The organism is Paenibacillus uliginis N3/975, assembly GCF_900177425.1.
GTDB lineage: Bacteria > Bacillota > Bacilli > Paenibacillales > Paenibacillaceae > Paenibacillus_AQ > Paenibacillus_AQ uliginis.
Window position 1 is genome coordinate 3,568,121 of sequence record NZ_LT840184.1, and the last position, 14,871, is coordinate 3,582,991.

A 14,871-nucleotide genomic window follows, 5' to 3' on the forward strand; every position below is an offset into this window, starting at 1 on the left:
CTTTGGCATGGAATGCCTTGAGGAGCTTCTTACGTTTTCAAATAAGCTTGCAGTTCTTCCATGCCTACATTTTCCATGGACGAAACCTCGAAAATCCGTTCCACTCCTGCCGCTTGTAGATAATCACGCGCTTTCGCGATATCCTCATCTGTCTGAGCTAGCTCCACCTTGCTCACAATTCCGATGACTGGTTTAGCGAACATCGTTGCAAAGCCTGGCGGGAAATAGCTTTCTTCCTTGGTGCAGTCTTGTACAAGTCCGATCACATCGGCATCAACGCTAGAAACAAGAAGCATTTTATATAAATACCTGTTCTCTATACATTCTCCCGGCGTATCGATAGCTTGTTCAAAATTTTCGATGGCTTGCGTTTTCTTATAGGCCATCTCCTGACCATGCAGTCGCTGACACAATGTCGTCTTGCCTGATCCGGTGCTTCCAGCAAAAATAATTTTCCTCATAACACCGTCTCCTATGTTCTCGTTATCTTCGCAGCTGAAAATCCGAGAATGTTCTGCAAGCCAAGCAGCACTTCATTTATGGCAGAATCTACGGAGGATACATCACCTGTTATAACTAGCGAGCCGCTGAATCGATCAACGAAGCCAATCTGCACGCCAGCTGCTTTAGTTGCTATGTCGGCCGAAATGATAGATGCTTCACTCGGCGTAATAGTCATAATGCCGATAGCAGCTTGCACATCGTTTCCCAGTCCCAGCTTCTTGTATATATCCGGGCTAGGATTCGCAATGATATGAGCTAGTGTTACCTGTTTCCCAGGAACATATTCTTGAATTACTCGTTGTTTTTCGTTATGTTGTTGGTTCATACCATCATCCCATCTCTTTGTTTCCTATATTGAATTGAACTTTAGGTCTGAAACATTTTGTTCAATATGCCAACGATATCCTTAGCAGAGGGAACACGTGGATTGGTAACCGTGCAACCATCTTTCAGAGCACTTTCGGCAATCTCTTCTTTCCTTTCTTCCAGTTCGCTCAACTTCACGTTACATTCTTGCAGCGTTTGCGGCATTCCTAATTGTTTCTGCAAATGCTTGATCGCCTGCACAAGACTTCGCACGCCGCTCTTGGTGTTCGAAGCCGACAGACCCAACATCTTGGCGATCTCAGCATATCTGGCTGCCGTTTCATTACTCCCCTCTTTGCTATAACCCGGCTTGTAATCGGCATTGAATTCAATTACATGAGGCAGCAACAACGAGTTCATCCGCCCATGTGCAATCTTGAATTTCGCTCCGGCCACATGCGCGATACCGTGATTTAGTCCAAGCGAAGTAATGTTGAACGCCATTCCCGCCAAGCATGAAGCGTTATGCATTTTCTGGCGCGCCTTTAAATTGTTTCCATCCTTATAGGCTCTTGGCAAATAAGCAAATACCAGCTTTATCGCCTTCTCCGCCAAAGCATCGGAAATATCGTTCGCTTTCGTCGATACATATGCTTCAATCGCGTGGGTCAAAACGTCCATTCCCGTATCAGCGGTAATGAAGTCCGGCACACTTTTCACTAATACTGGATCCAGTATCGCTTCTACCGGCAGCATTTCATCGGACACAATCGGATATTTAACGTTCTTGTTCTTGTCGCTGATAACGGAGAAAGACGTGACTTCTGAGCCCGTTCCGCTCGTTGTCGGTATAGCCACGAACGGAATATCGTGCTGATCCAATATTTTTTTCGCAAAAAACTTCATCGCCTTGGCCGCATCGATTGCCGATCCTCCGCCAATCGCAATTATCAGATCAGCTTGGAACGATCCGAGCGCCTCTACGCCTTCTGTCACAATCTCGAGCGGAGGATCAGGCACGATATTGCTAAAGACGTATTGTTCGTTGCTTTCATGCAGCCGTTCAAACAGCATGTTTATCATCCCGGACTTGATCATGAACGGATCAGTGACGATAAAAATTCGTTTTTTCTGCCAAACCGTCAGGCGATTCATCGCGCCCTCTCCTAGATAAATGTCGGTTTTTATAGAAATTTTCTCCATGAAGGCACCTCCAAGTAATAATTGTCAAAAAGAGACCTTTAAAAGCCTCTTTGCTTATCATATAAAAGGCAAGAATTTTCCCTCACATTGTTTTACTTTCACAAGCATTATTATTGGTGTAATCTCATCAAATATACAAAGTTAATTTGAAGCGTTATATATTAAGTTGCGGAATTTTCACCATACATACGGCAGCGAATGTCCGCAAAACGGCCCTTTTATCATTAAAGATAGAAAGGGCCGCTTCTAGTACTATGCTAATATTTCAATAGTCAGCAATGGTTTTATTATTTTGCCAGCGCTTTGGCTACCGCACTCTCACCGCCAAGTCGTCCGGAAGTGAAGGAGTAACCGATACCCACGCCATTACCAACATACGTATCATTGTACAGCACGCCTTCTGATTCCAAACCTACGGCGAACAAGCCTGGTACTGGAACACGGTCATCATTTAACACTTGGAAGCTGGTATTAACGAGCAGACCGCCTACCGAACCAAGGTTATTGATCTCAGCGATGATAGCGTAGTATGGACCGCCCTCACCCATTGATTGCAAATATTCCTTCGATTTGCCGAATTCGGTATCTACACCTGTCGTGATGGCTTCCTGGTATTTATCGAAAGCATCCTTAAAGACTTTGACGTCCATGCCGGCGTTTTCAGCAAGCTCCTCGATTGTATTGCCTTTAAAGCCATCACCATTCTCAACCATCGTATCAAATACTTGCTGCGCATCCTTCCAAGGGGTATCCAGCTTGAATTGGTCCTGGAAGTCTGCATAGAATTCTGGCGGCATGCCTGGGAGCTTCGGTGCTTTTACGCCGCTCATGCCTTGAGCAGTCAAAGTATCGATTTGCGATTGAGATACGATGACCATATGATAAGCTCCATTAAATGCACTTGTGTTCGCTGCCGCTACCGCTTCCAACGTAGTTGCTTCATCACGGAATCTCGCACCGGACGGACCTACGTTCATGAAGTTCGGCAAATAGCTAAGCATCAGCGGGTAGCTAGCTTCAAAGGAAGAATAATTCTCTTTCAGCTTATCAGTCGCTCTTGCAAGCGTTTGGTGCAGCATTTGACCACCGAAGTTGTCTGGAACCTTAGCTCCGGCTTCCCAAGCCATTTTCAGACCTTCGCCGATATTTTGTCCCAAACCACCGTTGATTCCTTCAAAACCAAAAGCTTCCTTAACCATATCTTTATTGGCCGCATAGCCGCCTGTTGCCATAACTACGCTTTTCGCCGAGATTTCCAGAGTTGTTCCGTCTTTCTTCTCAGCAACAACACCGGTTACGTCACCATTAGATCCTGTAATAAGCTTCTTGGCAGTCGTCTCCGTAATAACTTGACCACCGTTCTTCTCTACCGATTCAGCCAGCATGTTTCTCAGTAATTCCTGACGAGTATCATAAGCTGGAAGCACGTGCAGAGGCTCACCAGCGAAGTTCAGGAACGTTGTTTGGTAGCCTTTTTCTGCCAACCAATCATAAGTGTCGCCTGATTTCGTCACATATTGACGGATCGCAGCTGAGTCAACACGCCAGTGGTTGTTATATATCCAATCAGCTATTTCCTTCTCGACATTAATCTTCAGCCCCTCATTGATAGATGCGGAAGAATTGTAGAATTTACCTGCCCAGGACAGGTTGCTCGCACCACCGATGGTTGCCGTTTTCTCAACGATAATGACCTTTGCGCCCTTGTCTGCTGCCGATACGGCTGCAGATACACCGGACGCCCCTGCGCCTACGACTACTACGTCTGCAGAGAGCTGCTCCGTTTTGCCTTCGCCAGCTTTTTTCACGGCATTCGACTTGAAGGCTTCAACGTCTCCACCTGCTTGTTTAACGGCATCTTCGACAACGGCTAACAATCCTGCACTCGTCTCGGAAGCACCGGATACGGCATCTACTGCCAACGTTTGGCCGTAAATGATTTGTTCCTTCAAGGTATCGATCGCAGTATCGCCAATCCCTGCGGTTTCTCCTTGGCTTACTACTTTAATATCGGTAAGCTCATCTTCAGTAAATGTAACTTCAACCTTAATATTTCCTTCTTTACCCTTGGACTCTGCCGTATAGGTCCCAGGAGTAAAGGACATCTTCGTTGCCGTATCCTTCCCATTTGAAGAAGACTGTTCAGAATTGCTATTAACCGCACCTTCTGATTGCGACTTGTTCGAATTCGAATTCCCGCTACAGCCGCCCAGCATCGTCAAAATCAAGACCAGGCATAAAGAAATCATTGTGAATTTAACTACGGATTTGTTTCGCACTTATTGTCCTCCCTGTGATTGTTTATCGCAGCCCCTCTTCTCTCATTGCTCAAAGCTACACCCCAATCGTAAACATTGGTGTAACACCAAGGTCAATGAAGATTATGTGAAAAAAATCTCAAAGTCAGCCAAAAAAATCCGGCGTACCTTGAGATTAATGATTCGCTAGCTATCATGCAGCATCATTCGCAAGCTGGGTGAAGGGACTTAATATAAAGTATCTAAAAAGGAATATTTATTTCAAGATAGGAACCAGGATCCTCCTGAATATATTCGTTCAGCAATAATTTCCCCGTAATATTTCCTGTAACCTTATGCCCTCTTGCAGCCAACTTATCCAGCATAAACCGAAAAGAATTGACCGAGAAGTTTTCCTGCGCTGGAGTGCGAATCACCGAAGACAGGCAGCGGACCGGAGGAAGGTATTCCACGCCATCACTGATCCCAACATTCAAATTCATCAAATCTTCTTCCGTCAAAGTAACTCCCCAGCTATACTCAATCATATCGTTATCCGGCGTTTCATTCCAGTTCTCGATCCGGAAGCAAAAGAAGGTAAACGGTAGCATCTCCATCCATTCGTTTACGACTCCTTTTAAAAAAGACTCTTTCAATAAACGATTCTGATTCGTTTGCTTAAGCCGGTATCTGCCCGGCAACTGCTTGATCTGGCACTTTTGCAGTCTTTCCTCGATTTGGCCTAGCTCGGCCTGAATCTCGTTCATTTTATTTAAGAGCAGTGTACTCTTACGGATTTGTTCCTCCAGATTGAGCTTGGACTCTTCAATTTTGTCCATGACTTGATGCGAGGTCCCGCCATTGATAAGTTCGGAAACGTCACACAATGGAATTTGCATGCTCCGGTACCATCTGCTCATCAGCAAGCTGCGAACATCCAGATCATTATAATACCTGTAATTGTTGCTATGATCCTTAAGCGGCCTTATAATATCCTGCTTCTCATACAGCCGCAAAGTATCCGTCGAAACACCGGTAATGGTTGCAAACTCTCCGATGGAATATCTCATACCAGCCCCCCCTAATCAAAAAACACCCTAAGTATAGTTATTTATATCTTAGGGGAAACCAAAGAACGATGTCGTGAAACAATTCACATTATTGCATTTAACCTCTTCCATGTACTGTTTATAAAGTCCCGGCTCGAGTACCATTTTTCAAGGCAGCTTCAAGCTGCATATACTGCTGCTAGGCATATTTTAGAGCAGCAATATGTTGATCCGTATCTGACAAAAACTGCCTCGCTCGTTATCATGCCACTCGTAATCTCCGCCGGTACCCCGGGAAACAAAGCCTGGCCCTGCGGGTCGACAAACGTAGTTACCCGCATCCCTTTCTCAAGCATATACCCGTCACTGTCCCTAATGGGCAAACCATTCTTGTCATACATGACGCCGGTTTGTCCATTTGTTTAAAGCTTTTAACTCCGGGTCATAATTGATTGGAATATCCACTCATCTCTGGACATCTTGCAGGGATACTCGTCATCAATGACAGGTACGTGTGTTTACCAAAGTTAGCTATACCCAACAGATAATAAGATGGGCTTGTTCTCGCGCTTGGCTATCTCAAAAGACTCACCATACCAAGAATAACTATTTAACCTGATTGTATGCATGTTGCAGCAAGGGGGAACGAACAAAAGACTGCCAGTAGGCAGTCTTTTGTTCGTTCAATAAGGTGTTATAAATAGATATCACAAACCCAGTTTCTGTCCCTTTTCTAAACGTTGGATTTGCTGCTCACCATTGTCCGCTAATTCCCGGAACTGGTCGATCGTTTCTCGCATCTTAGGAAGTGCTTCCTGTTTGTAGGTGCTGATTGAATCTAGTGCGGATAATACATCGGTAAACGCTTGTTTTAAGGTCTCTACGGAGATGTTGGCTTGGAGAGATTGCTTATGAATTTGAATTCCTTGATCTTTCAACATCCTGGAAGTTCCAGAGATGAACTCATTCGTCGTTTGGTTTAAAAGTTCAATTTTTTTCAATACGATCTTTTGATTGTACAGGGCACTAGCTACCGTTACAGAAATTTTCAAGGCTGAGATTGTCACGTTTTTAGCTCTGTCCACGCCTCGAATCAATTCTTTGTTGTTGCGAGAGACCACTTCAATCGCCATAATTCCCTGTTGGTTGACGACCATCATTTGCTGCATATCCATCACCCGTTGACGAAGTGGGAATAGGACCTCTTCGGTAATGAAGCGAATTTTGTCTGGATCTTCATTGCGAGCCTTGGCAGCTTCGATCTGCGATTCAATGGATGTGTCCATCAATGTACCAAGCTCGATTTCCTTTTGTAGCTTTTTGGTCAAATCGCGTAGCGCTTGTTGTTCAATCTCGAGCGTCGTATTGTCATTCTTCAGGGTTGTTTTCCCTTTATCTAGGGAGACAACGATATCCGCAATCATCGCGTCAGCTTTCTGATATTTCAAGAAATAAGCGCGCAATGGATTGAATAATTTACCTAAGAATCCTGTTTTCGTAAAATCGATGACGCTTGGGTCCAGATCCTTTAATTGTATATGCAATTCAGTTAAGCCCTTCGCTACTTGACCGCCCTCATCTCCGGTTTTGGAAAGGTTACCTACTGAAACCTGCAGTAAATTGTTTTTACCTGAGGAAGTTCTCATGGTATTCATGCCGAAACTGTCAATCGATTGCAGGATTTCTTTCCGCTTCTCCAGCGAATCTAGATCTAGATTCATGATTGAGGCGACATTGGATTCAGCTAACGCTTGAAGTTTAGCCACCTCTTCGGGAACGGGTTTAACCTCTTGCTCAATAGCTGCTTGAATTTCTTCCGGACTCACAACTTCCATCGAAAATGACATAGGGATCCTCCTTTAGATTAGAGTTACATTTGAACGTTAAACAGGTTCGCAATTTTATAGACAACATCATCTGTATCTGCATTAATACTTGCTGCTTCATTAATACTCGAGATGTTCTGCAACGCTTGAATATCTGCATTATAGCCGATGGTGTATATCGGAACTTTGTAGGTTGCAACGAGATCCTTGATATCTTTGAGGGAGTGTCCTCGATTGGTCTCGCCATCACTTAGCACGAATATCATCGGCTTCATTGATGGATTGACGGCTTTCTCATCTTCAAGCATTTTTAATGCAACAATAATTCCATCAAATGTAGCCGTACCTCCGTCCGCTTGTAGGCTATTCACCGCACCAACGAACATGGATTGCTGCGTCGTGTCGTACTTTTGAATCGGCAAATTAATGGTTACATCATTGGAGTAAGAAACAAGACCGATGCTATTGTCTTTCCCCAAATATTTTTGTCCTTTTAGAAGCGATTCCTTTAATCGATTAATGGGTTCACCGGCCATACTGCCTGATACATCTGTTACAAAAACAGCTGCAATCGGTTTACTTCCATTTTTCTTTTCTTTCCATATTTTTTGTGCGGATGAAATGAGGCCACCTTCTATGACAGCGAGTTCTGATTTATAATCGTTTAGCTCATTAAATCCTTTTTCTTGAGCCATTTTTTGATATTTATCTTGCGTCACAAATTCAGCAAATTTCTTAATCACATCTAATTTGTCCTTCGAGAGATCACCAAGCGCGTACAATGGACTGTCGTGTCTTATACCAAAGGGTGTAAATACGTACCCGCTTTTTAAATCATCTGTGTTGAGATAGGTTTGATATTCCAGCACAAAGCCATCCAGCATACCCGATTTCGCAGCGTCGCGCATTTGAATGGTTGTCGAAGCAAGAAAAGGAACATTTTCTTGGAATTTCTCAAATCCTTGGACGGCTTTATCACTAAGGATATTCGAACTGTCATACGTATTGAGCGCTGTTACAAGAAAGTTTAAGCCTGTTGAGCTTGCAAAAGGATCTGTATAGCCCATGCTGAACTCATTATTTGCGATCGCTTCCGTAACTGTTTTGACATTCACAGATCCATAAGATGCTAGAAGAGCATCATGTTTCGCTTTTGAAATAACAATACCAGGAACGTTTCCTACGAGCCGCTCGGATATAAGTTGTGTTTTAACCCCGCTAGCCTTAACCATTTCGCCCCATAACTCATTCGAAGGGGTATACGCATCAGGTATATATTTGCCGGATTTAATATAGTCAACAGCCGTACCGGAGGCAATATTACGAATCTTGACAGATGCAGGCTTCCCGTTCACTTGGATCTTCGCGTTATTAAACTCTGTTGCAACATCCGCTAGCCATCCATCCATTCCAGTTCCGGACTTCTCGGGTGAAGAGAATATCTCCACAAAATTTTTGGTCGTGTTATTCACTGTGATAGGGAACTTCGAAATATCCGGCAGTGTCTCTCCAACATCAGCTGGATTAATATCGATTTGACCTTTCACAGGTGTTTCGGTCGTCACGGAAATATTGGAGTAAAGCTTGTTAAGCTGCTTCCCTGCGTCTTCAGAAGTAACCTGCGATTTCGTTTTCCCCAGGTTCGAGGTAAAGTTCACTCCAAGATAGACAAGGATAAATACGACAACTACCATTAAGACTGATACTAGAAATTTTTTCTTTCCAGTCATTCGCTGCACCTCACACTATTTATAGTATTTTGTTTGCTTGATTAATGCGTCTAACTCCTGCATGCAAGACAGTTGTTCAATGTCTCCGGGTTCAATATTGTCCAAGCTGGATATCTCTAATAGAAGTCGATCGAGCTTTAATAGAATTTCCTCATTATTGGAAAGTGAGCTTTTCATGGATGAGAGGTAATCATGATATACGTTTGCTTTTTTCTGGAGAAGTTCTGTGGAAAAACCGGATGACTTGCGATTAATAATTTTATTGAATTCGGATTCGTCAAAGACAAGAAGAATGTTCAATATATTCCTAATGTTCAGGTAGAATAGATTCTCAACTTCTTGGGATACGGACGCAAACTTCTTAAAACTCATCTCTGTTTCTTCAAATCGCTGCTTCAGAACATGGATCAGGGTACTTTTCCTCTTCTGCATTCGCTCCATTTGTTCTAAGGCCAAACTTATATCACTTTCGATTCCTTTTACATGTCGATATTGAGATAGATTTTCGACATATTCTTCGTACGTTTTGATTTCTTTTACAGGAATCATGACGGGTTTCTTGAACAGTAAATGATAGATTCCGTATACGAGTACCCATGCGCTGGCAAATAGTAATGTAACACCCGTTGCTGTTGAGAGGGCGCTTGTTCCGATCCGTACGCCTATGAACCCAGGTGAGAGTACGAGGATATTAACTACAGCTACGATAAGCATTAGACCTATTAGTTTGATCATATTTGTACTAGACAACATTAATCCTCCTCTGCAAATATTACAGGACAAGTTAGCAATGAACGAGGGTATATTTAGATTTCAGATGCCTTGCGATGGCGTCGTGCAATGGTCGATAATGAGTTGTTATGTGATCTATGAAGGTTCTCAGGTTCTTCTAGGATTGCTTCTTCTTGAACGAAATAAGTATGTATCTCCATCCACTGGTTTTTCATCACTGCATTATATCTACGTTGCATTCCAGAAAAAGTAACAAGCAATATCCCATCCGATTTACGAATCTCACTTGGACTAAACTCACCGCGCTCTAGAGCTTTACGAATGGTCGCTCCCCCGCCTTCGATTCCCCACAGTCGAGCCGCTTCGGATAAACCGAATACTTCATTAACGCTGATGCCATACGGAGGAAAAGATGGAATGGGACCTTGAATCATAGAGAGCTCATCTTTCGCAAATACCTGTCTATGGTCTTGCAACCTTTCCCCTTGAACATCGTAAGAAATAACAGAAATGATTACTTTTCCATCTCGTTCCAGGAGTTCACGAACCATTTGTAAATCCTCTAACGGCATGATCTCGTCCCGGTCAGGAAAAATAGATGCAGGCCACAGTCTTTCCCCATTCGATAAAATGACCTGAAAACACAATAGATGCTCCATAAATTCCTCCATCTATGTTCCAAGTAATGGTATTCCATTATGGAGATAATACCATTGTCACGAAATCGTGACAATTAAAATATTTAATACCATGTCCCATGGGTATGAACAAAATAAGGAATAGACGGTGGATTCCACACAATTTCACAAATTCAATTATGACAAAAACAGCGTCCCCCTATGTTGCCAAACAAAAAAACTTCTGCATCCAATCGCAGAAGTTTCTAAATAGTTTCCATGAATATCCCATCAATGGAAGTACGTGCAGGTCATTAGAGCGCCGAAATCCGCTGCTGGATACGCGGAAACAGCCCAAAGGCATTCTCGTAAAATACTTTATCGTGGTGTTGCTCAGGCACCAGTCGGCGGACGAATTCCGCATACAGGTCGATTGGCGCGAGCGGCCAATCGGTTCCGAACAGCATTTTCTCGTAATGATCAGAATATACCAGCGCCCGGCGAAAATGGTCCATGAACAGAGGTTCGTTCATGAACCGTTCAAAATGGGGCCGATCGCCGACAACGAGGCCGGACAAATCGGCATAAACGTTCGGATTCTTGGCCACCACTTCGGCAGCGTCCATCACCCAGGGATCGCCCAGATGGCAGATCATAAAGTTCACGCCACGCTGCTGGTAAGCTAATTCATCCACGGTAAGAGGATGCGAATACTTGAGTAATCCATTCATCGAGTACGTATCGCCGGTATGAATGACCACGGGCACGCGGTACTTGGCAGCCAGCTCATATATCGGTGAATAGATTTTGTCATGGACGTAATGATGATAGTACCCGGCATATAGCTTAATTCCCGCTACCTCGGGAGCTTGCAGCCGCGATTCGATTCGATCCAGCTCCTCTTGGGCGTGCTTCCCTGTGAGCATGTTCGGATTGATGCCCACGCATTCCATTAAGTACGGTGGAACACTGTCTTCCAAGTCAAGGCCCATTGGATTGGGTGAAGTAGAGTCGGGAAAGGCTCCCTTCGTTTGTTCCGTAACCCCCATTCCAATGCCGAGAACGACGTCGTTCTTGTCAAACTCCGCCTTGAGGCCAGCGGCTGTGTAATCGACTTTGGAAAGATCTCTCGCTGTTTGATGAAAGCTGTCGATGTCGGACAGATGAATGTGAATATCAATAATTGGCATTAGTGTTCTCCTTTTCGTCAGTAGGACTAGCAAAGGTCAGCTTCAGAAGGCCACGTACATCTTCTAGATTCAGCGTGTTCTCCCCCAAGATCAAGAAGGTCGGCTGTGTCCAAGCGGTTTCTCCATTCAGAAGTGGAAGATGGTGATTCACACCGTAAGTGAACACCTTATTGTTCACATAAGAGGAAGCCCTCTGATTGGGATAACTATTCACAATATGCAGCATGTCCTTACGTGAATCCGCACAGATTCGTAAGAGCCCCTTGGACTCCAGATGAGCCTCCACCTTACCAAGAAGGAACTTGCCTTCCTCGGGAAGTTCCATCCATCCTTCAGAAAAGATAGGCGAAGGCTTGAAGTAACTATCCTCCGATAGAGCATACTGCGGCAGGATCAAGCCACTTCCGTTGCTCACCGAATGCAGTACACAAAGCACAGGAACACCAGGCAGCATTAGATAATGCTGATTGATCGTGATCCCCCGGTTCGCTTCCTGCTTCTCGATGGAAGTGGTTATCCGTAGTCCCTTCCATACGTTGCCGTGAACATCAATCCGCTCCGCCCAAGCCATAGTTCTCGGCTCCTGCTGCCGACTGAATCCACCCAGACCGGGAATTCCCACGCCGAGCCCACCGTGCCAAGGATTCCACCAGGAACGCGGGACCGCTTCCGGATAGGAGCTGTCGAGCCATTCTTCTCCTTTGTGCTTCAGGGAATGCACGATGCTCCCGAACTCAGGGGTAGCCGCTATTGAGAGAACTCCGTTGCTTACCGTGTAGATGGAACCAGCCAGGCCTTCTTCCATCGCGCAAACGACGGTTGTTTCCGTCTGAGGGAACCAGACACCCGACCGCTCCTGAACGCGATCCTCTCCGCGATAGACGACCCGGATCTTCCTACCGAATTCGCTATATCCCGTCAATTCCATTTCCTCAGGAGAGAGCTCAAAGCCCGCGGAGCGTAAATCCTGCTCCCTTTGCAACTCGATATCAGCCGCTATCCGCTCCGCTCCGCCATCGTTTTGCACATACAGTTCTAGGCTCCCAGCAAGCGGAATCATCTTTCTTTCGATTAGTTCTGCATGAAGCGCCCCCGCCGCAAACGGATTTCCGCCGCCGAGCGTTAATTCAAAATGATCGTCCAGCACCGGTACGACCGGATTCCGCTGTTTCTGGGCGAAGGAACGGAAATCCGACCAATTGGCGAAGGTATTCAGAGCAAACACAGTCACCTTCGTCCGCACGACATCTCCGGCCGGAATTCGGCCAAGATTATGCTCCAGCCCAAGCGGATATTCCGGGCGAAGCAGCTTCAGAGAAGGGTCCCAGCAAATTCCGCATGTGACGTTCTCTTCCTTGCAGAACAGCCAGTTCTCCGTGATCTGGGAGCTGTCCCAATGACTCGGATCGCCAGCGTAAGCGTCGCCCATGTCCACGTAATGGCCCTGGTATGGCAGGATGAGCCGTTTGCCGAAGAAACCGAAATTCGTCAACACATACATGGTCTCTTCCAGCGCTTTGTTGGTGGTATTGCAGATCTCATGATGAAACTCAGCAATTCCGTTTGCGAACAGCTTGGTTACCGATTTTATCTCTACGCCCGGGAATTCTTCCGACTCGTAGAGGGCTTCGAGAATCTGGCTCTCCCCTTCCGAATAGATCTTTATTTCTTTGGCACGCTTCTTTGAGAATTCTTCCGCGAAGGGCTTGCCTAGCTTCGGAAAGGTCCACCAGAAGTTGTGGCTGGAGCCGGGATATTCGATCCACATTCCATTGTCGATCTTGTTGAAATGGAGAGAGAATGCGCCATTCACAGCTACCCACTGATCCCCATCCTCTCCACCAAAACGGCCATATCTTCCCTTCATTAGAACAGATAGTTTACTTGTGAAGGAGACGGCGTTCTCTCCCGCTGGAATAGCCGTCACCTCAACATCTCGTGAGTAGAGCCCGTAGGACCGCAGGGTAAAGGATACCGGTACAGAGGCTTTGCTCTTAGCCGGAACCGTAAAGCGTACCGCACGATCTGCCCATTCCAGGAATTCATCCTCCGGCAAGTCAAAAGCGAACTCCGCTTCCGAGGCAAAATTATTCTCCACATTCAAATATAGTTCGGCCGGAAAGCCCGGATACAGCTCCCGGGTTGGTAGCGCTATCTTCATCTTGACCGGAAATTTAGGAGCGACGCCAATACGGAACTCAGCCCGCTTGCCTCCGATGATCCATTTGCTCATAACAACGGGATGGGTCTTCTTATCGTTCTGTTCCTCCCGAACAGGATCAAGCTCAAACTCACCCTCCACGGTGATCGTTTCTCCCGGAGCAAGCGTTGGCACAGCGGCCAAGGCAAAACGAATATTCTTGTCGTTCTGGCCCTTGATCTCAATCGCCAGCTCGGTAGCAGATCGATTCTTGATGTGATAGCAAATCTTATAGGCCGAGCCAAACACAAGATCGTGGTCTTCGATCTCAGTCGAGATTTCATAGTCGGGTGTGTCAAGAGCGGTCAGCCCGCGACCGGTCTTCTCGAATTCTGCCCGCAAGGAGAGTTCTCCTTTTTGCCAAGTGTAATCAAAGAAATCAAAGCCACGCTCCCGACGTCCATCCGGCTGGATGGGGAGTTCGCGGGTGCTATCCGCGTACCAATCCAGCTCCTCGAAATAAGGAGCAAGCGCTTCCGTTTGTAGAACGGTTGGAATGAAGTTCATCAGATGGACGTAATCTTCATTTTTTTCCCAGAAGAACCCGCATTTCTTATACATCGGCACAGCCTTGGTGTTGCCTGCCCAGGTAAACAGATCAAGACGCGGCCAACCCGCTTCGACTGTCTTTCGGACGGCGTTCAAAATCAGATTGCGGCCGACCTTGTTACCGTGATAATCGGGTCGCACATTCAATAGCGGCACATACAAGGCCCCTTCGTCTTGGCGGTAGTGAGCGAAACTACATAAGCCGACAACCTCCTTGCCATCGACGGCGAGAAACACATTAAGATTGGACGAAATCTCCATCTCTCTGCGCACACTATCCTCTGTTCTTTGATTGGTGCCTCCTCCCCAGCTTTCGTTGCTGCGGTTCCACATCTCAGCGACCGCTCTAGCGTAGGAAGGATCGTATTCGATAATGCGGATTTGTGCCGCAGTGGTATTTTCTGTCATGAAATCATCTCCCTACTTTTTAAAATATGAGTATGTATTCGTAAGTTATTCTGGATGGCATCTCTACGCTTAAATCGAAGCGATCGGCTTCACATCAAACAACTAATCTTTAATTCAGTGCTTTCGCTTACGTAACTTTCACAACGATTCTTGAAATGATAGAATACGATTGAACACGAATACACTTTTATTGATAACTGTCCTATGAGTCCTAATTATACTATTAATGGAAGAATATGAAGAGAACTAAAACACTTTCTCCTCAACAAAAAACTCCCGCGAGTACAAAGCCGCAGAAGCTTCTAAAAAATGATTCCCGT

At 45.5% G+C, this 14,871-nt stretch carries 12 protein-coding genes and 1 pseudogene; all 13 read right to left on the reverse strand.

The window, feature by feature from the left end; genetic code table 11:
- Positions 1-29: 29 nt before the first annotated feature.
- The gene (locus B9N86_RS16840; protein WP_208914319.1) at positions 30-461 is read right to left on the reverse strand and encodes a EutP/PduV family microcompartment system protein; all 432 of its coding nucleotides are present in this window, start codon (positions 459-461) and stop codon (positions 30-32) included.
- Between the two features lie 11 nt (positions 462-472).
- Positions 473-829: a BMC domain-containing protein gene (locus B9N86_RS16845; protein WP_208914320.1), complete on the reverse strand. Its 357-nt coding sequence runs from the start codon at positions 827-829 to the stop codon at positions 473-475.
- 41 nt (positions 830-870) lie between these two features.
- Positions 871-2,013 (reverse strand): 1-propanol dehydrogenase PduQ, encoded by a 1,143-nt coding sequence (locus tag B9N86_RS16850; protein ID WP_208914321.1) that lies wholly within the window; start codon positions 2,011-2,013, stop codon positions 871-873.
- Positions 2,014-2,300: 287 nt separating this feature from the next.
- Positions 2,301-4,292 (reverse strand): FAD-dependent oxidoreductase, encoded by a 1,992-nt coding sequence (locus tag B9N86_RS16855; RefSeq protein WP_210190587.1) that lies wholly within the window; start codon positions 4,290-4,292, stop codon positions 2,301-2,303.
- Between the two features lie 221 nt (positions 4,293-4,513).
- A complete protein-coding gene (locus B9N86_RS16860) occupies positions 4,514-5,320 on the reverse strand; it encodes a MerR family transcriptional regulator (protein WP_208914322.1) in 807 nt (268 codons plus the stop codon).
- A gap of 158 nt (positions 5,321-5,478) precedes the next feature.
- Positions 5,479-5,700 (reverse strand): hypothetical protein, encoded by a 222-nt coding sequence (locus tag B9N86_RS30030; RefSeq protein ID WP_210190588.1) that lies wholly within the window; start codon positions 5,698-5,700, stop codon positions 5,479-5,481.
- A 129-nt stretch (positions 5,701-5,829) separates the two neighbouring features.
- Positions 5,830-5,986 (reverse strand): annotated as a pseudogene (locus B9N86_RS31015) (DUF255 domain-containing protein); the annotation flags it as partial.
- 20 nt (positions 5,987-6,006) lie between these two features.
- A complete protein-coding gene (locus B9N86_RS16870) occupies positions 6,007-7,146 on the reverse strand; it encodes a toxic anion resistance protein (RefSeq protein ID WP_208914323.1) in 1,140 nt (379 codons plus the stop codon).
- A gap of 23 nt (positions 7,147-7,169) precedes the next feature.
- On the reverse strand, positions 7,170-8,855 hold the full coding sequence (locus B9N86_RS16875) for a vWA domain-containing protein (protein WP_208914324.1): 1,686 nt from the start codon (positions 8,853-8,855) through the stop codon (positions 7,170-7,172).
- Positions 8,856-8,870: 15 nt separating this feature from the next.
- Positions 8,871-9,590 carry a hypothetical protein gene (locus tag B9N86_RS16880; protein WP_244562734.1) on the reverse strand — a complete coding sequence of 240 codons (720 nt, stop codon included), beginning with the start codon at positions 9,588-9,590 and terminating at the stop codon, positions 8,871-8,873.
- A gap of 71 nt (positions 9,591-9,661) precedes the next feature.
- A complete protein-coding gene (locus tag B9N86_RS16885; protein WP_208914325.1) occupies positions 9,662-10,246 on the reverse strand; it encodes a helix-turn-helix domain-containing protein in 585 nt (194 codons plus the stop codon).
- A 272-nt stretch (positions 10,247-10,518) separates the two neighbouring features.
- Positions 10,519-11,394 (reverse strand): amidohydrolase family protein, encoded by an 876-nt coding sequence (locus tag B9N86_RS16890; RefSeq protein ID WP_208914326.1) that lies wholly within the window; start codon positions 11,392-11,394, stop codon positions 10,519-10,521.
- Entirely contained in the window at positions 11,381-14,551 is a 3,171-nt protein-coding gene (locus B9N86_RS16895) for a GNAT family N-acetyltransferase (RefSeq protein ID WP_208914327.1), read from the reverse strand. Before B9N86_RS16895 ends, B9N86_RS16890 begins: the two co-directional genes overlap by 14 nt.
- Between the last annotated feature and the right edge of the window lie 320 nt (positions 14,552-14,871).